General features: G+C 69.3%; 18 protein-coding genes and 1 pseudogene. 7 read left to right on the top strand and 12 right to left on the bottom strand.

Going from position 1 to position 21117, the window contains the following annotated elements; translation table 11 throughout:
• Positions 1-122 precede the first annotated feature (122 nt).
• Positions 123-1439 carry a calcium-binding protein gene (locus VF106_RS09115; protein WP_330839162.1) on the top strand — a complete coding sequence of 439 codons (1317 nt, stop codon included), beginning with the start codon at positions 123-125 and terminating at the stop codon, positions 1437-1439.
• Between the two features lie 83 nt (positions 1440-1522).
• Here VF106_RS09115 and VF106_RS09110 read toward each other — a convergent pair whose 3' ends face one another.
• The 3 genes from VF106_RS09110 to VF106_RS09100 all read right to left on the bottom strand — a co-directional run bounded on the left by VF106_RS09110 (position 1523) and on the right by VF106_RS09100 (position 4100).
• A complete protein-coding gene (locus tag VF106_RS09110; protein ID WP_330839161.1) occupies positions 1523-2266 on the bottom strand; it encodes a DUF4394 domain-containing protein in 744 nt (247 codons plus the stop codon).
• A 151-nt stretch (positions 2267-2417) separates the two neighbouring features.
• Positions 2418-3305, bottom strand: coding sequence for an AfsR/SARP family transcriptional regulator (locus VF106_RS09105; RefSeq protein WP_330839160.1), 888 nt, complete (start codon positions 3303-3305; stop codon positions 2418-2420).
• A 240-nt stretch (positions 3306-3545) separates the two neighbouring features.
• Positions 3546-4100 carry a hypothetical protein gene (locus tag VF106_RS09100; RefSeq protein ID WP_330839159.1) on the bottom strand — a complete coding sequence of 185 codons (555 nt, stop codon included), beginning with the start codon at positions 4098-4100 and terminating at the stop codon, positions 3546-3548.
• A gap of 139 nt (positions 4101-4239) precedes the next feature.
• On the opposite strand from VF106_RS09100, the gene VF106_RS09095 reads away from it, so the two are divergent.
• Positions 4240-6993 carry an AfsR/SARP family transcriptional regulator gene (locus VF106_RS09095; RefSeq protein ID WP_330839158.1) on the top strand — a complete coding sequence of 918 codons (2754 nt, stop codon included), beginning with the start codon at positions 4240-4242 and terminating at the stop codon, positions 6991-6993.
• A 36-nt stretch (positions 6994-7029) separates the two neighbouring features.
• On the opposite strand, the gene VF106_RS09090 is transcribed toward VF106_RS09095, so the two are convergent.
• A complete protein-coding gene (locus VF106_RS09090) occupies positions 7030-7518 on the bottom strand; it encodes a winged helix-turn-helix transcriptional regulator (protein ID WP_330839157.1) in 489 nt (162 codons plus the stop codon).
• Between the two features lie 95 nt (positions 7519-7613).
• On the opposite strand from VF106_RS09090, the gene VF106_RS09085 reads away from it, so the two are divergent.
• Positions 7614-7802: a nuclear transport factor 2 family protein gene (locus tag VF106_RS09085; RefSeq protein ID WP_330839156.1), complete on the top strand. Its 189-nt coding sequence runs from the start codon at positions 7614-7616 to the stop codon at positions 7800-7802.
• Here the strand turns inward: VF106_RS09085 and VF106_RS09080 are convergent.
• Genes VF106_RS09080 through metX form a run of 3 tightly spaced genes read right to left on the bottom strand, consistent with a single transcriptional unit; the run spans position 7774 to position 10775 of the window.
• Positions 7774-8256 carry a CoA-binding protein gene (locus VF106_RS09080; RefSeq protein ID WP_330839155.1) on the bottom strand — a complete coding sequence of 161 codons (483 nt, stop codon included), beginning with the start codon at positions 8254-8256 and terminating at the stop codon, positions 7774-7776. The genes VF106_RS09085 and VF106_RS09080 overlap by 29 nt on opposite strands.
• Positions 8253-9572 carry an O-acetylhomoserine aminocarboxypropyltransferase/cysteine synthase family protein gene (locus VF106_RS09075; protein WP_330839154.1) on the bottom strand — a complete coding sequence of 440 codons (1320 nt, stop codon included), beginning with the start codon at positions 9570-9572 and terminating at the stop codon, positions 8253-8255. Before VF106_RS09075 ends, VF106_RS09080 begins: the two co-directional genes overlap by 4 nt.
• A gap of 12 nt (positions 9573-9584) precedes the next feature.
• Positions 9585-10775: a homoserine O-acetyltransferase MetX gene (gene metX / locus VF106_RS09070; RefSeq protein WP_330839153.1), complete on the bottom strand. Its 1191-nt coding sequence runs from the start codon at positions 10773-10775 to the stop codon at positions 9585-9587.
• 97 nt (positions 10776-10872) lie between these two features.
• On the opposite strand from metX, the gene VF106_RS09065 reads away from it, so the two are divergent.
• The 4 genes from VF106_RS09065 to VF106_RS09050 all read left to right on the top strand — a co-directional run bounded on the left by VF106_RS09065 (position 10873) and on the right by VF106_RS09050 (position 15677).
• A complete protein-coding gene (locus VF106_RS09065; RefSeq protein WP_330839152.1) occupies positions 10873-11430 on the top strand; it encodes an OsmC family protein in 558 nt (185 codons plus the stop codon).
• Between the two features lie 5 nt (positions 11431-11435).
• Entirely contained in the window at positions 11436-12695 is a 1260-nt protein-coding gene (locus tag VF106_RS09060) for an NAD(P)-binding domain-containing protein (RefSeq protein WP_330839151.1), read from the top strand.
• Positions 12696-12803: 108 nt separating this feature from the next.
• A complete protein-coding gene (locus VF106_RS09055; RefSeq protein ID WP_330839150.1) occupies positions 12804-13814 on the top strand; it encodes a LacI family DNA-binding transcriptional regulator in 1011 nt (336 codons plus the stop codon).
• Between the two features lie 33 nt (positions 13815-13847).
• Positions 13848-15677, top strand: a complete 1830-nt coding sequence (locus tag VF106_RS09050; protein ID WP_330839149.1) for an RICIN domain-containing protein — start codon at positions 13848-13850, stop codon at positions 15675-15677.
• A gap of 11 nt (positions 15678-15688) precedes the next feature.
• On the opposite strand, the gene VF106_RS09045 is transcribed toward VF106_RS09050, so the two are convergent.
• The 5 genes and pseudogenes from VF106_RS09045 to VF106_RS09020 form a co-directional block, all read right to left on the bottom strand.
• Positions 15689-17230 carry a trypsin-like serine protease gene (locus VF106_RS09045; protein WP_330839148.1) on the bottom strand — a complete coding sequence of 514 codons (1542 nt, stop codon included), beginning with the start codon at positions 17228-17230 and terminating at the stop codon, positions 15689-15691.
• Between the two features lie 71 nt (positions 17231-17301).
• Positions 17302-17775: a hypothetical protein gene (locus tag VF106_RS09040; protein WP_330839147.1), complete on the bottom strand. Its 474-nt coding sequence runs from the start codon at positions 17773-17775 to the stop codon at positions 17302-17304.
• Positions 17772-19183: pseudogene (locus VF106_RS09030) on the bottom strand (ATP-binding protein). Before VF106_RS09030 ends, VF106_RS09040 begins: the two are co-directional and overlap by 4 nt.
• Positions 19180-19869: a response regulator gene (locus tag VF106_RS09025; RefSeq protein ID WP_330839144.1), complete on the bottom strand. Its 690-nt coding sequence runs from the start codon at positions 19867-19869 to the stop codon at positions 19180-19182. The pseudogene VF106_RS09030 and the gene VF106_RS09025 overlap by 4 nt, the downstream one beginning before the upstream one ends.
• A 47-nt stretch (positions 19870-19916) precedes the next feature.
• Entirely contained in the window at positions 19917-21098 is a 1182-nt protein-coding gene (locus VF106_RS09020; RefSeq protein WP_330839143.1) for a hypothetical protein, read from the bottom strand.
• Positions 21099-21117: the final 19 nt, after the last annotated feature.

Raw genomic sequence — 21117 nt, 5'->3', positions numbered from 1 at the left:
GCGACAACGCCCGTTGGTGGTTCTTTGTCATCGCGCTGCGAATTTCCCGAAATCGCGGAAGCCATCCTCTCCTCCAAGGTGGACGCCACGTCCGCCGAAATTCCTAGCGAGAGAAGGAAGGCATGCACGGCACGAAGATCGCCCGAACACGGCGCGGCCGCGATTTTTCCCTGCGGACAGTCGGTTCAGCCATCGTGCTCGTCGCCGGGGCGCTGGTGCTTCCGGCAGTGCCCGCCCAGGCACAGACGACCTGCGATGGCCTGCCGGTCACCATCACCGGCACGCCGGGCAACGACACCCTCACCGGTACCGACGGAAACGATGTCATCCTGGCCCTGGCCGGCAACGACATCGTTTCCGGTCTGGCGGGCAACGACACCGCGTGCCTGGGACCCGGAAACGACACCTTCAGCGGCGGGGCCGGCGGGGACACGTCCGTCGCCGAGGCCACCGTCGACGGCAGCGACACCTTCTTCGGAGGTGAAAACGGGGACACCGTCTCCTACGCCACCCGCGCCGTCCCGGTCACGATCAGCCTGGACGGGATCCCCGACGACGGAGCGGCCGGCGAGGCCGACAACAACGCCGGTGACGTCGAGCACGCCAACGGCGGCACCCAGGGCGACACCATGACCGGAAACCTCCAGCGAAACATCCTTCGCGGCGGGCTCGGCAACGACACGATGAACGCGGTCGGCGGCGACCTCGTCATCGGTGACGCGGGTGAGGACAACCTCCGGGTCATCTCGAGCAGCGGCAACCCGGACCTGCGCGGCGAATCGGGAAACGACACGCTCACCGGCGGTTCCGGCAACGACCGCCGCGTCGGTGGCGCCGGCGCGGACACCATCCGAGGCGGGGACGGGGCCGACACAATGCACGGCAGCGCCGGTGACGACCTGCTCAACGGCCAGGATGGCGACGACGACATGTTCGGCGACGAGGGCGCCGACCGGCTCGCCGGCGGCGTCGGGGCCGACAGCATGAGCGGCAACGCGGGCGACGATCTGTTCGACGGTGAAGCCGGCGACGACTTCGCCATCGGCGACGCCGGCAACGACACCATCCTGACCGGTTCCACCAGCGACGGCGCCGACCGCTTCCTCGGCGGCGCGGGCATCGACACCGCCGACTACAGCCGGCGGAACCATCCCATATCCGGACCGTTCCTGCGGGTGAGCCTGGACGGCGAGACCAACGACGGGCTACCGGACGAGAACGACAACATCGGTGTCGACGTCGAGAACGCACGGGGCGGCATCGGCCGCAACATCCTCGTCGGCAACGCACTGTCCAATGTGCTCAACGGCGGGCCGAACAGCGACCTGATCTTCACCGAGGACGGCATCCTCGGCAACGACAGGGCAATCGGCAACGCGGGCAGCGACTCGTGCACCATCGATCCTGGCGACGTCGCGGACTGCGAGATCGTCCACTGACCGGCGGCGCCATCCGTCCGGACCCGAATGGCCGAGCCGCCGCATCACGTGCGGCGGCTCGGCCATTCAACCGTTCCGAGGTGTCAGTTCGTGTCGAGCGTGACGGCCACATCGGTGACCGGGGCAATCGACGGGAACGTACCGATGAGCGTCACGATGCCGGTGAGCACGTCGACCGTGTAGAAGGACTGCCTGCCGCCGGAGGGCAGCAGCGTGACGAAGGCTGTGTTGGAGACCGTTTTGCCGTTCGACAGGTCGGCGAAGATGTCCGCGTCCGCGTTGAGACCGGCGTCGACGCCGGTGCCGGTGGTGAGGACGAGCTTGCCGGTCGGGCTCAGGGTGCCGTTGTTGGCCGGCGCCTGGATGGAGACCTGGTCGCTGACCGTGTCGATGTCGAACAGGGTCGTCACGGTGTCGGCGTTGTTGTCGTTGTTCGTGTACGCGGCGGCGGTGACCCCCTTGGCAGGCGCGCCGTTGAGCGTCAGTGGCACGTCCTTGACCGTGCTGCTGAGGTCGACGTCGTGCCGCAGGTTCTGGCCGGTGTCGCTGGTGATCCGCAGCCGGTCGGCGGCGGGGTTGAAGTCGACACCGAAGCTCGTGCCGTCCAGCGCGACGCTGAGCTGTCCGACCTTCACGATGGGATACGTGCCGTTCGCGGGCGGCACGGTCGGAAGCGTGTAGATGCCGCCCCAGTTGCCGACGCCGTACAGAACGCCGTTCTTCGCCCGGAAGTCCATCCCGATCAGGCGGGTGTCGGACCCGGCGAACCCGGTCACGTCCCTGACCCAGTCGAGCGTGCCGGGTGTGTTGGTATTGAAGGCACACATGGTGGTGCCGTCACCGATGAGCCCGAAGACCGGCAGGCTCGGAGCGGCCGCCGACGCCCCGCCCGTGTTCCCGAGGAAGATCGCCGTCGAGGCCGCCGCGACCGCGGCGCGGTCTTGCCGACGCCCGCGGTGCCGGAGATCGCGGCGATCGTCACCGCCCCGCCCGCACCGGCGACCGGCACCAGTTTGTCCAGGCTGGACAGTTCGTCGATCCGGCCGGTGAACCGGGGGGTTCCGCCGGTAGCTGCCTCGGTACGTGCGGCGCCGGCCCGGACACCGTGATCGGGACGTTGTTCAACAGCGTCGCGTGCGCGGCACGGAGCTCCGGGCCGGGGTCGACGCCGAGTTCCTCGACCAGCCGGTCGCGAACGTCGTGGTAGACCTGGAAGGCGTTGAGCCGCTGACCGGCCGCGTGGTAGGCGCGAATGAGGCGTGCCTGGACGGGTTCGTTGAAGGGCTCGGCGGCGGCCGCCTCCGCGACGACGGGGAGGATCTCCGCGGCACCGCCGGTCGCGATCATCGCGTCGCCGTACCTGGCGACCACGTCCCTGCGCTCCGCGGCGAGCGCCACGACCTTCGGGTGCGTGGCGAGAAGAGGGATGTCGGCGAAGGGCTGGCCCTGCCACGACGACAGTGCCGTGGCGAGCAGCTCCGCCACACGTGCCGTGTCGCCGTCGCGGTGCGCGCCGGTGGCCTCGGACAGCAGACGCCGCACCCGCAGCAGGTCGACATCCACGGCGTCCGGGTTCATCGCGTAGCCACCGCTGAGGTGAGGCAGGACCGTGCTGTCCGTACGCGGCGGCCGGTCGGGCTCCAGGAGATGGCGCAGGTGTTTGACATGTGTCTGGAGCACGTTCACCGCGCTGCGGGGCGGTCGGTCGCCCCACAACGCGTCCACCAGCTCGCGCGTGGGGACGGTCTCGCCGCCCCCGAGCACGAGCAGCCCCAGCACCGTTCGCCGACCGGGTGGGCCGAGAACGATCTCTTGACGGCCGTGCCATGCCCGCAACGAACCCAACACCTGGATCCGTACTGCCACTCTGGGCCCCCAGAATCCCTGGCCGATGGAAAAGGTACCCACCGGCCGGCAGCAGCACAGGGCACAACGAATCATCGATCGGCGCTCCCGACAGCGCACCCGTGATCCGTTCGACGGCGTCGGTGACCTGGCAAGCATATCGCCGGGTAGCCACGTTGGCGATCACCCACTGGAGCGCCTCGGTCACGATGCCGGGTGCCCGACATCGTGACCGAGAGTCCAGCGACCGGCTCGGGTCGGTCAGTTGTTGATCTGGATGTCCAGGGCCCAGTCGTCGAAACGGCCCTGCAGCACGTCGTTCGACGAGGTGTCGAAGACCTGCCAGAACACCTGCACGGTGTGCTCGCCGGCGGGGATCCTGGCGCACACGAGGGTGGCGTTCGAGCCGAACGTGCCGCTGGCGAAGGCGAGGTCACCGGTTCCCGGCAGCACGAGCCCGTCTATCCGGATCTCCACCCCGATGGAGTCCGCGGCCGGTTCCGTGTCGAACGCCGCGCCGATCAGAATCGCCTCGGCGGCGAACGTCACCCGCACCTGCTCTTCCTCGCTGGTGGTGAACGTGCGCTGGGCACCGGGCAGTGCCGTGGCGACCGACGACTCCTCGATCGTGGTCGGCGTGTTCTGCGTGGTGACCAGACTCTGCCTCTGCACGCCGCCGTCACATGTCCGCAGGGCGGTCACGCCCGGATCCGTCCGCCCCTTCGTCTGGGGCTGGGCGTTCGCCGCGGTGGCGGTCAGCGCGAGCGTGAGTGCCGCGATGGCGGCGATCGTGCGCCCTGCTGTTGACCATTTCATGTCATGCTCCTTGATCGCGATCCACTCGGGGTATTCGGCGGACTCGTGCCCGCCGCAATGAGAGGATGGCCATCGCGGTTTCGGGGAATTCGCGGCGTGACGGCAAAGATCCGTCGAACGCGCTCTGGGGGTAGGAGCCATGTCCGTTCAGTTCCGGCTGCTCGGTCCCGTCGAGGCGGATGTCGACGGCAGACAGATCGAGCTCGGCCATCCTCGGCAGCGATGTGTGCTGGCCGTGCTGCTCGTGGAGGCCGACCGGGTCGTGCCGGTCGACGCGATGCTCGACCGGGTGTGGGCCGATCGGTTACCCAACAAGGCGCGGGTCACGCTGTCCGGCTACGTGTCCCGCCTACGGCACCTGCTGGCCGAGGCGGGCGACGTCAGCCTGGCGCGCCAGGCCGACGGCTACCGGCTCGCCGTCGATCCCCAGGCCGTGGACCTGCACCGCTTCCGTGCCCTCGTCACCCAGGCCAGAGCCGCCACCGTCCGGGACGAGGCGGCGGCGCTGTTCACCGAGGCGTTGGGACTCTGGCAAGGACCGGCGTTCGCCACGTTGGACACCCCGTGGGCGGACGACGTCCGCGACGAACTGGCCGCGGAACGCCTGGCCGCCGAGCTCGACCGCAACGACCTCGCGCTCGAGCAGGGGCAGCACACGGCGCTGCTCACCGAACTGACGACAACCGCCGCGGCACACCCGTTGGACGAACGTCTGGCGGCTCAGCTCATGCTGGCTCTCTACCGGTGCGGGCGGCAGGCCGAGGCACTGCACCACTACGAGCGGCTGCGGTCGCTCCTGGTCCACGAGTTCGGCGCCGACCCTGGTGCGGCGCTCCAGCAACTGCACCAACGGATCCTCACCGCCGACCCCACCCTCGCTCCCGCCGCGAGCACGACGGCGCCGTGTCAGCTACCGGCTCCGCCCGGGTCGTTCACCGGCAGGTCCGGCGAACTCGCTTACCTGGACACACTTCTGCGCGCCGAGTCGACCACCGCCGTGATCGCCGGCACGGCGGGCGTTGGCAAGACCGCGCTGGCCGTGAGCTGGGCGCACCGTGCCGCCGCCGCGTTCCCCGACGGGCAGCTGTACGTGAACCTGCGGGGTTTCGGTCCCGAGGACGCGGCGATGTCACCGGCGGAGGCCGTCCGCGGTTTCCTGGAGACGCTGGGCGTGCCGCCGGCGCGGGTACCGGTCAGCCCCGATGCTCAGATCGGGCTGTACCGCAGCATGTTGGCCGGCAGGCGGATGCTCATCGTCCTGGACAACGCCCGCGACGCCGACCAGGTCCGTCCCCTGGTGCCTGGCAGCGGTGGCTGTCTGGTCGTGGTGACCAGCCGGGACCAGCTCACCGGTCTGGTCGCCGAACACGATGCCCGCTTGGTCACCCTCGATCTGTTCACCGCCGCCGAGGCTCGCACGCTGCTCGTCCGCCGGCTGGGCGCCGACCGTGTCGAGGCGGAACCCGACGCGGTGGACCGGATCGTGGCACGGTGCACGCGACTGCCGCTGGCGCTGTCCGTCGTCGCCGCTCGTGCCGCCGCCCATCCCGGCTTTCCCCTCGCCGCGCTCGCCGACGAGCTCGTCCAGGCCGCGAACCGCCTGGATCCGCTCGCCAACGGCGATCGCGTGACCGACGTGCGGACCGTGTTCACCTGGTCCTACCGCACCCTCCAGGCCGACAGCGCGCTGCTGTTCCGGTTACTGGGACTCCATCCCGGTCCCGACACGGGGGTCGCCGCGGCGGCGAGCCTCGTCGGACTGCCGGCCGGCCGAACCCGACAGCTCCTCGCAGAGCTGACTCGCGCACACCTGCTCACCGAACACACCCCAGGCCGGTACGCCGTCCACGACCTGCTCCGCGAGTACGCCGCCGAACTGGCACGCCAGGTCGACACCGAGGGTGAGCGACGGGCCGCGCTGCACCGGGTTCTCGACCACTACGTGCATACCGCGCACGCCTGCGCGATGCTGCTGCACCCGCACCGGGACGCGATCCTGCTGACACCACCGCGACCCGAGGTGGTTCTCGAAAGCCTCGATGACTCCGCACAGGCACTGTCGTGGTTCACCACGGAACGCCTGACGCTGCTGGCCGCCGCGAACCTCGCCACCACCGTCGGCCTCGACACGCACGTCTGGCAACTGGCCTGGGCGGCCTGGACCTTCCTCGACCGGCGAGGCCACCGGCACGACCTGCTGGCCATCGGGCGTACCGGCCTGGCCGCCGCCGACCGGCTGGCCGACCCCGTTGGCCAGGCCCCCATCCACCGGCTCCTCGTCAACGCGTACCTGAACCTGAAGCGCTACGACGAGGCCCACCCCCACCTGGTCGATGCCCTCGACCTGTACCGCGAGATCGGTGACCTGGCCGGACAGGCCCACACCCACAACAACTTCGCCGGCTTCCACGAGCGGCAGCAGCGCCACGCCGACGCGCTTGACCATTCGCTGCGGGCAGTCGAGCTCTACCGAGCCGCCGGCCACCGGCGCGGGCAGGCCCATGGACTGAACTCGATCGGTTGGTACCGGACCCTGCTCGGCGACCACGAGCAGGCGCTCGTCGACTGTGCGCAGGCCCTCCCCACGTTGCAGGAGCTCGAGGACCGTGCCGGCGAGGCATGCACCTGGGACAGTCTTGGCCACGCCCACCGCCAACTCGGCCACCACGCGCAGGCCCTGACCTGCTTCCAGCGTGCCCTGGTCCTACTCCGCGAGATCGGCGACCGCTACCTGGAAGCACGAATCCTGGACCGCACCGGCGACACCCTCCACGCTGCCGGCGACCACGACGCCGCACATGACTCCTGGGCACAGGCCGTGACCATCTTCGACGAGGTCGACCGCGCGGAGTCCGGTCCCATCCGCGCCAAGATCGCGCGAACCGCACGGTGAACCGGCCGGGCCGAGCAGTGGTTCGGGGTCTGGTCCTTAGTCACGCCGTCCGGCTGAAGCAGTGATCATCGGCGCGCGAGGCCGACGAGGCGGCTGGTGGTGTCGACGGCCTCGGCGTCGCCCTGAACGTGGAGTCGACCGGTGGCGAGCGCGTCGGCCGCGGCGGCGGGGTCGCGGCCGAGCTCGGCCAGTGTGGTGGCGTCGTCGAAGGTGAGGACGACATCGGGGGCGTCGGCGTGATCGGGGTGGGGTCAGCTCGTACACCTTGGACGCGGCCGGCGGGGGCAGTGTCCGCCTGGTGATCACGCCGGCCTGTTCGAGTGTTCTGAGCCGCGCGGCGAGCATGTCGGTCGAGACGCCCGTCAGACCGGCGAGCAGGTCCACGTAGCGCTTGGGCCCGTCGATGAGCTCTCGGACGACGAGCATGGACCAGCGCTCGCCCAACCTCGCTGCCGGTCGAGCACCTGTGCGACTTCCACATCGAGTTCCAGGCCATGCGCACGTTCGCGACGCCGGTCGGCACACGGATGATCGCCGTGGTCGACCACGGCACGGTCGAAGGCGAACGGCTGCGCGGGGACTGCGCCACGTCCACTACCGCGTCTACCAGGTGAAATGACATGGCCACCATCGATGTCCGGCAGCTCTTCAACACCTACGCCGCGACGTTCGCGACCCGCGACGCCGACGCCATCGTCGCGCTGCACCCGCCCGACACACAGTTCTGGCTCCGCGACGGCGGACAACCCGTCCAGGGCAGGGCAGCGGTCCGCGACACCGTTACTGGAGCCCTGACCGGACCGCCGTGATGCGTTGGGTGTTGAAGCCGAGCCAGTGCATGCGGCCGATGTAGCGGGCGTGCTCGACCTTGATGCAGCGGTCCACGACCACGGTCACGCCGGCGTCCTCCGCGGTTCGCGAGCCCGTCTCGTTGATCACGCCGAACTGGCACCACAGGGCGCCGGCGCGGATCTGTACCGTCTGCTCGGCGATCTCGGGGAGTGCGTCCGGTGCGCGGAAGACGTTGACGATGTCCACCGGTTCCGGGACGTCCAGCAGGCTCGGGTAGCTGGTCTCGCCGAGGATCTCCTTCGCGCGCGGGTTCACGGGGATCACGCGGTAGCCGTGGCGTTTGAGGTAGTAGCCGACGAAGTAGCTTGCCCGCAGCTCGTTGTTCGACAGGCCCACGATCGCGATCGTCTTGGCGGTGTTGAGCACGCGCTGGATCGCCAGTGTGTCCTGGTAACGCTCCGGAACGGTCATGGGGCCTCCTTCGCCACGGTGGCGAGACCCTGTTCGAGGTCCCAGATCAGGTCCTCGACCGACTCGGTGCCGACCGACAGCCGCACCGTGCCGGGGCCGACGCCGGCCGCGCGCAGTTCCTCGTCGGACAGTTGTCGGTGGGTGGTGCTGGCGGGGTGGATGATCAGGCTCTTGGCGTCACCGACGTTCGCCAGGTGCGACCAGAGGGTCAGGCTCCGGATGAGCGCCTGCCCGCCGGCCCGGCCGCCCGCGACGTCGAACGAAAACACCGCGCCCGCACCGCGCGGCAGGTACTTCTCGACCAGCGGCCGGTACGGGCTCGCCGGCAGGTCGGGATAGGTCACCCTCGACGCCTGCCCGTGCGACTCCAGGAAGGACGCGATCCTCCGCGCGTTGTCGACGTGGCGCTCCATCCGCAGCGACAACGTTTCCAGCCCCTGCAGGAACAGGAAGGCGTTGAACGGCGACAGGGCGCCGCCGAGGTCGCGCAGCGTCTCGGCCCGCAGCTTCATCAGATAGCCGTACGTCCCGAACGTCTCGTGGAACCGCAGGCCGTGGTAGGCCGGCGACGGATCCGCGACCACGGGGAACCGTCCGTTGGACCAGTCGAAGGTGCCGGCCTCGGTGACCACGCCGCCGATGCTCGTACCGTGCCCGCCGATGAACTTGGTCGCCGAGTGGACCACGATGTCGGCACCCCACTCGATCGGGCGACACAGGTAGGGCGTGGCGAAGGTGTTGTCCACGACCAGTGGCACGTCGTGCTCGTGCGCGATGGCCGCCACCGCCTCGATGTCGAGCACGTTGCCGCCGGGATTGCCGATGGTCTCAGCGAAGAACGCCTTCGTCTCGGCGCGGACCGCCTGCTTCCACGCGTCGAGATCGTCGGGGTCGACCCAGGTCAGCTCGACGTTCATCTTGCGCAGCAAGTGTTTGAGCTGGTTCACCGTCCCGCCGTACAGCGCCTGTGACGAGACGACGTGGTCACCTGGCTGCAGCAGGGTGAAGAGCGCGGCCGCCTGCGCGGCGATCCCGCTGGCGAACGCCACCCCGCCGGCCGCGCCCTCCAGGTTCGCGACGCGCTCCTCGAACACCGCGACGGTCGGGTTCATGATGCGGGAGTAGGTGTTCCCGTACTCCTGCAGGTTGAAGTACGCGGCCGCGGACTCGGGGTCCTCGAACACGTAGCTCGTCGTCTGGAAGATCGGCACCGCGCGTGCGCCCGTGTTCGGGTCCGGCCGTTGCCCGGCGTGCAGCTGCCGGGTCTCGAACCCGAAGTCGTGCTCCGGCTCGATGCGGTGGGAATCGTCGGTCACCAAGGCTCCTTGTCAGCCACCCGTCAGGAAGCGGCGGACGATCGGTGTCTGTCGTGCTTCTTCCAGCAGAAAGCAGTCATGGCCGTACGGCGCGTCGATCAGGTGCAGCTCGCTCGGCTTGCCGAGAGCGCGCAGCGCCTCGTCGATCTCCTCAGAGGCCGATGGCGGGTAGAGCCAGTCGGAGCTGAACGCGATCAGCAGCGTGCGCGCCGAGACGCCGTCGAGTGCCCGGGTGAGAGACCCGCCGTACTGCCGCGCGAGGTCGAAGTAGGTCAGCGCACGCGACATCGTGAGGTAGGTGTTGGCGTCGAAGCGCTTGACGAACGAGTCGGCCTGGTGCCGCAGGTAGTTCTCCACCTCGAACTCGGGTTCGGTGATGGTGTAGCGGATGTCGTCGGCGAACTGCAGTCGGCGGCCGAACTTGTCGCGCAGGGCCGGCGCCGAGAGGTAGGTGACGTGACCGACCATCCGCGCCACGCCCATGCCGGCGTCAGGGGCGCGGCCCGTGCCGTAGTAGCGGCCGTCCTGCCAGTCAGGGTCGCGCATGATCGACTCGCGTGCGATCGCGTTCCACGCCATGCCTTGTGGGTGGAGGGCGTGGGTGCTGGCGATCACCACGATCGAGTCCACCTGATCGGGGTACAGGATCGCCCATTCGAGGGCCTGCATCCCGCCGAGCGAGCCGCCGGCCACCGCCGCCAGCCGCTCGATGCCCAGCGCGTCGAGGAACGCGCGTTGGGCGCGGACCATGTCCGCCACCGTGATCACCGGGAAGTCCGGACCGTACGGCCCGCCGGTCGCGGGGTCGGTCGACGACGGCCCCGTCGTGCCTCGACAGCCGCCGAGCAGGTTCGTGGACACGACGAAGAACCGGTCGGTGTCGAACGCCTTGCCGGGACCGATCATCCCGTCCCACCAGCCGAGTGTCTGGCCGGCCGCGCCGTCACGGTCCTCGGCGGCGAAGCCGTCGCGCGTGCTCGCTTCCGGCTGTGCCGAGGAGAAACCGGCCGCGTGGGCATCGCCGCTGAGCGCGTGACAGACCAGTATGACGTTGTCGCGCTTGGGCGAGAGCGTGCCGTAGGTTTCGTACGCGACACGAACCGGATGGAGCTCTCGACCGCAGTCGAGCCGCACCGGCTCCGGCAGGTCGAGGTATCGCGTCTCCACCTGGCCTACCGAACCGGCCACCAGCGTCGACACCATGGGCCGCATCATAGCCAGAACGACCTGCGGCGCGACCGGGAGCAACGGACATCTCGGACTCTGAGACGCAGGTCAGAGGGGGTGTACGGTCCGTCGCATGACGACGATCGACGGCATCGACAACGGGGTCAACGTCCAGGCGCTGCTCGACGCACGAGAGGCGCTCAAGGCCGCCCCCGAGGCCGCCCAGTTCACCTGGCGCTCGACCACCCGGTGGGAGAACGGCGTGCACAGCACGACGACGGTCAAGGACTTCGCCGGACTCGGCGCGGAACAGAGCCACAAGGCCTCCTCGACGTTCACCGCCGACCACCCCGAGGTGTTCGCGGCGGAGGACCACGGCATCACGCCGATCGAGTACCTGCTCGTCGGCCTGGGGAGTTGCCTGACGGCTGGCGTCGCGTCCGTCGCGCAGAACCGAGGGATCCAGCTGCGCTCGGTCGAGGCCAGGATCGAGGGCGCGCACGACATCCGCGGGATCCTCGGCGCCGACAGCGACGTCCGCAACGGCTACAACGGCATCAAGGTGACGTTCAACATCGACGCCGACGCGTCCAAAGAGGACATCGAGGCGCTGGTCGCCCAGTCGCAGAAGCGTTCCGCCGTGTTCGACGCGCTGACCAACCCCACGGACGTCACCGTCGAGGTCGCCTGAGTTCCTTGGCGCACACCACCACGGTCGTCATCGGCGCGGGCCACGCCGGCCTGGCCGCGAGCCACTTCCTGTCCGAGCGGGCGATCGACCACGTCGTGCTCGAACGCGGCGAGGTGGCGAACTCCTGGCGCCGTGAACGCTGGGACTCGCTGCGGCTGCTCACACCCAACTGGCAGAGCCGATTACCGGGCCACCGTTACGAGGGCCCGGATCCCGACGGCTACATGACGATGGGCGAGGTGGTCGAGTTCATCGACCGCTTCGCCGCGCTCTCGGACGCTCCTGTCCGCACGGGCACCGCCGTCACGTCGGTGCGGCGCACCGACGACGGGTACCACGTGACGACCGACGACGGTTCACTTACGTGCCGGACGGTGGTCATCGCGAGCGGAGCGTGCAACCAGCCGGCCGTGCCGGGAATGCGGGAGGCGGTGCCCGCCGCCGTCGAGCAGGTCACGCCGCTCACCTACCGCGGTCCCGATCAGCTACCCGACGGCGGCGTGCTCGTCGTCGGCGCCTCGGCGAGCGGTGTGCAGCTGGCGGCCGAGCTGCGCCGCTCAGGCCGGCCGGTGATCCTCTCCACGGGGGAACACGTGCGGCTGCCGCGCACCTACCGCGGCCGCGACGTGTTGTGGTGGATGGACGCCTCGGGTGTGTGGGACCAGCGGTACGACGAGGTGCCCGACCTCCCCCGGGCCCGTCAGCTCGCCTCGCCACAGCTCGTCGGCGCCCCGGAGCGGGCGACTCTCGACCTGAACGCGCTCACCGCCATGGGCGTGGAGCTGGTCGGCCGTGCGGCGACCGTGCGGGACGGCGAGATGCTGTTCTCCGGCGGGCTCGGCAACGTCATCTCGCTGGCCGACCTCAAGATGGACCGCCTGCTGAACACCTTCGACGAGTGGGCCGCCGGCACCGACGCCGATGTCAAACCTCCCGAACGCTTCGAGCCGACCCGCGTGCCCGAGTCGAAGCGGTTGCGGCTGGACCTGCGCGGCGGGGAGATCCGAACCATCGTCTGGGCAACGGGTTACCGCCCGGACTACACCTGGCTGGATGTTCCTGTGGTCGACGGGAAAGGCCGGTTGAGCCACGACGGCGGCATCGTCGACAGCCCCGGGTTGTACGCACTGGGACTTCCCGTGCTGCGCCGCCGCAAGTCCACGTTCATCCACGGCATCGAGGACGACGCACGTGAGGTGGTCGACCACCTCGCCCGATACCTGGCAACGCTGTCGTCAGGACCCGATCGAATCGGTTCGACATAGCGGCGTGCCGAACATTGCGGCAATCAAAGGGCTAATTGACATGCACTGTGCGTGATCCTACGATGATGTCGAATCGATTCGCTACCGGAGGCTCGTGAGGAGCTCAAGGTGAACATCGGTGAGATCGCCCGCCGGGCTGGTGTGTCCCGCAGCACCGTCTCCTACGCGCTCACCGGAAAAAGGGCCGTGTCCGAGGTGACCCGGCAGCGGATCCAGGCGGTCATCGACGAGCTGGGGTACCGGCCCAACACCGCGGCCCGTGCGCTGCGGGAGGGGCGGACCCGCACACTCGGCCTGGTCATCCCGCCCGCGAGCCTGCGGCTGACCGACATGCAGCTTGGTTTCGTCGCCAGCGTCGTGGAGGCCGCCGCCAGGCTCGACCTCGACGTGCTGCTCTCCCCCTCCGGCGGGGAGCATGACCGGTCGTTCGAACGGATCGTCGGTGGCCGGCGGGTCGACGGCGTCATCCTCATGGAGATCCGCCTGGAGGACGACCGCGTCACCCGGCTACAGCAAGCCGGCCTGCCGTTCGTCACCATCGGCCACACCGCCCATCCGGACGGCACCTGCTGGGTCGACCTGGACTACGCGACGCTGGTCGCCCGGTGTGTGCACCACCTGGCCGACCTCGGGCACCGCCACCTTGCGCTGGTCAACCGGTCCGCCGAGCTGGTCGCCGCCGGGTACGGCCCGGCCCAGCGCGCGTCGACCGGCTTCACCGAGGCCGTCGGCCGGCGTGGCCTGACGGGCATCGACCTGTGCTGCGCCGACGACGCGCCAAGCGGGGAGACCTGCGCCGAACAGCTGCGTGCCGAGCACCCCGAGGTCACCGCCGTTGTCACGATCAACGAGGCGGCGCTGCCAGGCATCCAACGCGCCCTCGAACGGGCGAACCTTGTCGTGCCTCGAGACCTGTCCATCGCCGGTGTCGTGGCCCGGCACTGGGCCGAGGACTTCCGGCCACCGCTGACCGCCGCGGACGTTCCCACCGAGATGGGCGTCCACGCCGTCGACCTGCTCTCAGAACGCATCGCCACACCCGATGCCCCGGCCCGGCACCTACTGCTCACCCCGCCGATCTCCCTGCGGGACAGCACCGGCCCCGCGCCGGCCCGGTAAACCCTGCACCTTTGTCGAGGAGTGTGAACGACGATGTTCGCTCCGCAAGCTCCGCTCAACTGGCGGCGTGCCGCCGGCCTGCTCACCGTCGGCGCGCTGATCGCCGCGTCCCTGCTCACGATGTCCGCACCGGCGCGGGCCGCGGACGAGTCGATCACCGTCAACTTCTCCGTGGCGGGCGGCTCCCCCACCTACCGGGCGTCCGGGTGGATCTACGGCATGTCCGAGAACGCCGCCGCGCCCGCGGATCACTTCTATCGGGACGTCAGGTTCCGGTACATGCGTGCCGGCGGCGCCCAACTCGACAGCCCGGGCGGTTGGGTGTCGGGAAGGTACGACCGTCGGTGGAACGCGACCCGCGCCCAGCTGCTGCGTACCCGGTCGCTCGGCGGTGAGTTCATCCTGCTCATCCACGACCTGTGGGGCGCCGACGGCTTCCCGATCTCCCGCTTCCCCGGCGACAACGGCAACTGGACCGACTACGACAACTTCCTTACCCGCCTGATCAACGATGTGCGCGCCACCGGCGCACCGGTGCAGTGGGACCTGTGGAACGAACCGAACATCACCCTGTTCTGGAACCGCCCCCAGGCCCAGTACTTCGAACTGTGGCGACGGACCTACCAGCGCGTCCGGGCCGCGTTCCCCGGCCAGCTCATCGTCGGACCGAGCCACGCGGGCGTGCCCACCACGTCGGCAGGCTGGTGGACCCAGTACCTCGACTTCGTCCGCGCCAACAACGTCGTGCCCGACATCGTCAGCTGGCATGCCCTGCCGAGCGACCCGGTCGCCAACGTGGCCGCCGCCAACACCACCCTCGACGCACGGGGCATCCCGCATCCACGGCCCTACCAGATCAACGAGTACGGGGCCTCGAACGAACAGAACCCCGGTGACGGCTCCTGGTACATCGCGCGCCTGGAACGCGCAGGCGCCGACGGTCTGCGCGCCAACTGGGCGAGCGCGGGGAACCTGCACAACGACCTCGGCAATCTCCTCGTCCGCAACTCGGCGGGTCAGCACCAGCCGAAGGGCGAGTGGTGGGTCTACCGGTTCTACGGCTCGCAGTCCGGCCAGATCGCGTCCGTCACGCCCAGCCCGGCCTACGACGCGTTCGCGACGAAAGCCAGTGGGGTGGCGAAGATCCTCGTCGGTGGGGGCGGCACCACCGGCAACATCGCGGTCAACCTACAACGCCTGGACACCACGAGCGGCATCGTGGCGAACAACCAGATCCGCGTGATCGTCCAACGCATCCCCCACAACAACGGCGGCGCGGTCGGAGGCCCGGTCACCATCCAGAACTCCGTGGTGACCCTGTCCGGCAACGCCACGACCGTCAACCTGCCCCACACCAACGCGGACGACACCTTCACCATCACGCTCCAGCCGCCCTCGGACGGCGGGTTCCAGTCCGTCGCCGTCGCCCAGCACTCCCAGCAATGCCTGGACAACACCAACCTGAGCACAGCGGACGGCAACCAGCAACAGCAGTTCTACTGCGAGGGCGGCGACCAACAGCTGTGGAACTTCCGTCCGGTCGCCGGTGTCGCGGGCACCTACACCGTCGTCAACCAGCAGTCCGGGAAGTGCCTCGCCGTCACCGGCTCATCCACCGCCGACGGCACCCCGGTCACACAGTCCACATGCGACGGCGGCCTCAACCAACAGTTCGCCACGCGCAAGGTCACCTACTCGGGCAACGACACGCACGACTTCCAACTCCTCGCCCGCCACAGCGGAAAGTGCGTCGACGTGAGCACCATCTCCACCGCCGCGCGCGCACCCGTCCACCAGTGGACCTGCAACCCGCCCAACCAGAACAGCCCACTCAACCAGACCTGGCGCCTCTGGGGCCGCTGAAGCCCGACTTCTCAGTGTCGCCCGGTGGAAAGCGCACAGTCCCGGTTGGACAGATCCAGCTTCGACCCCTTGGTCAGACAGGCCGCGATCTGGTGAACCTGCTGGCCGTAGCCACGACCCTGCACTGACGTCACGGCCCCGTCCTGGCCAACCTCGCAGGGGTTGTTGTCGGTGCACTGTTCGCCGGCCTCGTTGTGGGTGTTGTGGATCCCCACGACTGTGGTGCCGTCGGGGGCCAGTAGCGCCGACCCGGACGTGCCGTGCCAGGGCGCGCAGTCGGCGCTCGTCGCGTAGCGGATCGAGTTGTCCTGTTGGTAGCCACCTTCGCGCAGGTGCGTGACCACGGCCTCGGCGGTGCAGTTCAAGCGGCGGCTGGTGAAGGCCATGGTCAGCGCGGCACCGGCGCGCACGGGGGTGGCGGTGAGCTGGAAGATCTTCGCGCCATCGGCCGTGAGCTGCGCGTAGGTCTTGTCCAAACGGTAGAGCGCGATGTCGGTGCCGGTCATCGTCGCGTACAGCAGTCGGTTCGCGCGGGCGGTGGCCTGCGGGTAGCCCTGACGGTCGGCGATCGGCACCTCGCGGTCCGCGGGCTGGTCCACCAGCGCGGTTCCGGGTGCCGGCCGCTGGCCCTGCACGCAGTGACCGTTGGTCAGCAACAGCGCGGGGTCCTTCGGTCGCGAAGCGGGAGCGCGGACCACCGAGCCCACACAGCCATACAGTTCCACCGCGCCTTCCACGTTCGGGACCGGGTCGTCGGCGGGCACGTTGGTGCCGTTGATGATGCCGTTGATCCAGCCGGCGTGCCTGGTGACATCGGTGTACAGCACCGGCTCGCCAGGACCGCTCGGGCCGCTGACCACACCGGCCAACGCCCACCGGTCGCCGTCGCGGATCAGCGCGGGACCGCCCGAGTCCATGTTGCTCGCGGCGACACTGCCGTCGCGGCTGCCGACGCACAACTCTCCGCTGGGCGCGGCCGACGAACAGGTCGAGATCGGCTGCACCACGGTGTCAGCCTCCCGCAACCGAGAGGGAAAACAGGATGGGTCGTTGCTGTCGTCGCAGGTCATGCCCCAACCCAGGATGCGGACGGGCGTGTTGTCCGGTGGCGTGGTCGCGGCGATGCGCACGGGTGTGGCCCGAACAGGGGTCCGCAGGTGCAGCAACGCCAGATCCTTACCCCAGAAACCACCGTCGTCGCCGCTGGTCGCCAGCCGGTAGTAATGGTCGACCTCGACGAGCGCGCCGCCGGACGTGGTGTCCAGTGAACCGATCCGGACCCGCCACCCACGCGGGACACCCACTTTCGCCCCGGTCGGGTTCTTGCCGGCGCAGTGGCTGGCGGTCAGTACCCATTGCGGTGCGAGGACCTCTACCCCACAGCCGTGTTTGTCCGGCCTGGGTGGCGCGGGAAAGGAGGGCTGGAACGAGCCCATGAAGGAGTAGGCCTGGGTCGACTCGGTGCCACCCACGATGGCCTGCGTCGGCGAGGCGACCATCAGTGCGGCCGGCAGCGCGAGCACGACACCGAGCAGTAGAGAACGGTTTCGCATGCGCCTCACGGTGCTCGGACGATGTCCGCGTTCCACGATCATCGTGTAACAGGTCCGGTACAGCGATCACGTCACCGGACGCACGCCTGGGGTTCGCGGCTCTGTCCCCCGCCCGTGACCGTGACCGACACCTGCCCGGGTGGGCTGTGGTCGGGGAACACCGCGACGACGGTGGTGCACGTGATCTGTTCGAGCGCGGCGGCGGACAGACCCGACACGTCACCGCCCAGCGTCACCAGGATCTCGGTCTCCGAGGACGTCACCGCAAGGGCGCCCATGTTCGCCGGAACGTCGCTGCCGAGCCCCTCCAGTCGCTCCTCGGGCGTCGGACCCGCCGCCAGCAACGTCAGCGTTTCGACCGGTGAGAGCTGTTGCCCGGTTGGTCGTAGCACCGGGGTGACGTCGCCGGCGGACAGCAGGTACAGCTCGGCCCCTTCAGCGGGCCCGCTCGGCGCCGGGATGCCCGTGATGACCCCGCTGGGGCGGACACCGCAACCGGCGACGAGAACAACGAGCACGACGCCGACGAGCCGCCCCCAGGTCACTGCTCGCTCCCGGAGTTCCTCGGCAGCCGCAGGGTGAACAAAGCTCCGCCCTCGGGACGGTTGTCCGCCACGAGACTCCCGAGGTGCAGGCGGGCGTTCTCCCATGCGATGGCGAGGCCGAGCCCGCTTCCCGCGGAGCGCGCCCTGGCCGTGTCGGCCTTGAAGAACCGGCTGAACACGTGGGGCAGGATCTGGTCGTCCATTCCCGGGCCCCGGTCACCGACTTCCACAGTGATCCAGTCCGGTTCCGCACGCAGTCGAACCGTGACCGGCGGCGCCCCGTGCCGGAGCGCGTTCCCGACGAGGTTCGCGACGATCACGTCCAGTCGGCGGGAGTCCAGGCGAGCAGCCACGTCCTGCGGCAGATCGAGCTCCACCGTTCCAGCCAGTTTCGGGACCGCAGAGTGGCGCGAACGGCCTCGCCGACGTCCACGTCGTCCAGGACGAGTGCCGCGGCACCGGAGTCGAACCGGCTGACCTCGACCAGATCGTCGACCAGCCTGGTCAGATTGCGTGTCTCCTGGCTGACCAGGCCGGCCGCCGTCCTGGTGTCCCCGGTCAGACCCGGCGCCTCCTCGTCCAGCACGTCGGCGACCGCGGTCATCGCCGCCAGCGGCGTGCGTAGCTCGTGTGACACGTCGGCCATGAAGCGCCGGGCATCGGCCTCCATCCTGCGCAGCTCGCCGACATGCCGTTCCAGCGACGCGGCGGTGTCGTTGAAGGTGGTCGCCACGTCCGCCAGTTCGTCGGAGCCGCGTACCGCCAACCGGGTCGTCAGGTGTCCTTCCCCCAGGCGTCTCGCGGCGCTGCCCAGTTCACGGACCGGGCGCAGCACTCCGTTCGCCGCGATCAGTGCCAGAGCCGTCGCGAGGACAAGGCAGAGCCCGCCGATCAGGAGCGCCATCATCGCGAGCCTGTCGATGCTCTGTTGTTCGGGAAGCAGGCTCCGGATGCTGTAGATCTCCAACCCGGACGGCGTCGACATCCCGTTCGGACGTGTCAGATCCAGGCGGGTGCCGATGACCAGGCTGGGCTCGCCGTCGTTGGTGACGCGTTGCCAGACGACGCGACCGTCACGCACCGCGCGGCGCAGTTCCGGCGGGACCGCGTCCGGACTCAGGCCGGTTCGCGAAGTCCGGTCGCCGTAGACGGCCATGGCGGTGTCGTACCGGTCGGAAAGGGAGCCGGCGATCTCGTCGAGCCGGGCCTGGCTCGGCGGCAGATCCCGCAGGGGGAACAGGTTTTCGAGCTGATCTGTCAGGTCTCCCACGGCCGTGTCATGAGACTGCCGCAGGATGACGTCGCGGGCCTGCAAATACAGTCCACTCGCGACTCCCGCCGCCGTGGTCGCGGCGAGCAGCACGAACGCGATCAGGAGCCGGCTTCGCAGACCCCCATGGCGATTCACAGGGGCCCGAACCGGTAGCCGAAGCCTCGTACCGTCTGCACGTAGACCGGCGAGGTCGCGTCGTCCTCGATTTTCGCGCGGAGTCGTTGGACGCACGCGTCGACCAGCCTGGAGTCCCCGAGATAGCCGTGCTCCCACACGGTTTCCAGCAGCTGCTGACGGCTCAGCACCCGCCCAGGAGCGCCGGACAGTTCGAGCAGCAGCCGTAACTCGGTCGGGCTCAGCCCGATCGCCGTTCCGTCCTTGCTGATCACCAGCCCGGCACGGTCGATGGTCAGATCACCGTGCCGTTCCAGCGCAGCCCTGCTGCCGACCGGCTGCCGCGCACCGGTTCGCCGCAGCACCGCACGGATGCGGGCCTCGAGAACCCTGGGCTGCACCGGCTTGACGACGTAGTCGTCGGCCCCCGCCTCCAGTCCCACGACGACGTCCATGTCGTCGTTGCGGGCGGTGAGCATGATGACCGGCAGGTCCCCCAACGCTCGGATTCGCCGGCACACCTCGAATCCATCCATCCCAGGCAGCATGAGATCGAGCACCACCACCTCGACAGCCGCCGCGACGATCCGGTCCAGCCCCTGCTCGCCGGTCTCCACCGCCTCCACCGCATGCCCCTGGCGAGTCAACGCCAGACGCAGACCAGCACGAACGGCCTGGTCGTCCTCGATCAACAACACGCGAGACATCTGTCCACTATGGCAGTGCGCGATGATTCGACGGCGGGTCCGCCTGGTCAGCCCGCTCGCCAGACAAACGCGTGGTTGTCGTCGTTGGCGGTGTTGGCGTTGCCGATGATCGTACCGGCGTCGTTGATGGCGTAGGCGATGCTGTAGGTGCCGCCGCGAAGGAGACCGAGGTTCGTGGCGGTGCCGTTCGACGCCCATCGGACCGCTCGGGTCGAGTTCAGGTCGCTGAACAGGTCCGAGTCGCCGACCACGGTGCCGTCCGCGTTCATGTCCCTGCCGAAGGACCGGTCGTACCGGGGCAGGGTGCCGAGATCGGTGACGGCGCCCGTTGGTGCCCAGCGCACGGCGTGCGGTTGGTTGCTGGTGCCCGCGTAGCCCGCGATCACGCCGTTGTCGTTGATCGCCATGTGGTAGCTCCAGTTGCCGCCGGGCAGATCGGCGAGCACGGTGATGGCGCCCGTCTGCGACCAGCGCACCGTGCGGAGTTCGTCGCTCGTGGATCCGTTCGCGTGGCCGACGACCACGCCGGCGTCGTTGATGTCCTCGGCGTACGAGTAGACACCGCCGCCGAGCAGATCGAGGACGGTGACCGTGCCGTCGGCGTTCCAGCGCGCGGCACGACGCTCGCCCGCGATCCTGACGTGTCCTGCGATGGCGCCGTGGTCGTTCACGGCCCACGCCACGCTTTCGGTGGCGCCGGGTGGCTGCGCCAGACCGGTGGCCGCACCGGTGCCGACGTCCCACCGCACGGCGTGGTCCTCGTAGACGTACTCACCGATCGACTTCCTGGAGTAGCCGACGACGGTGCCCGCGTTGTTCATGTCCCGGCTGATCGGGATGTGGTCGCCGGGCAACGGGAGCAACCTGGTGATGGCGCCGTTGGGGCCCCACCGCACCGGCTTCGCGTCGGAATCACCCCTGACCGCGCCAGAGTCGCCGATCTGGTAACCGGCGCTGGAGGAGTCACCGGGCAACGTACCCAGGTCGGTGATCACCCCGCGACTGTCCCACGTCACCGCGTGCCAGACGTTGGGACTCACGCCCGAGGTGCCGACGATCGTGCCGGCATTGTTGATGTCCTCGCCATTGCTGAAGGTGCCGCCGGGCAAGGTACCGAGATCGACGATTGTCGCCGCTGACGCGGCCGCCGGGACCGCGACGGCGAGCGCTCCGGTAATCCCGCCAGCCGTGACCACCGCAAGGAATCTTCGGATTCGTTGGTGCGACATGGATCCATGCTGCCGCACG

The sequence above is a fragment of the Actinophytocola sp. genome (genome assembly GCF_036378875.1).
In the GTDB taxonomy this organism is placed as follows: domain Bacteria; phylum Actinomycetota; class Actinomycetes; order Mycobacteriales; family Pseudonocardiaceae; genus Actinophytocola.
The sequence above is the reverse complement of the archived record's forward strand: the minus strand, read 5'-3'. Positions and strand labels throughout refer to the sequence as shown.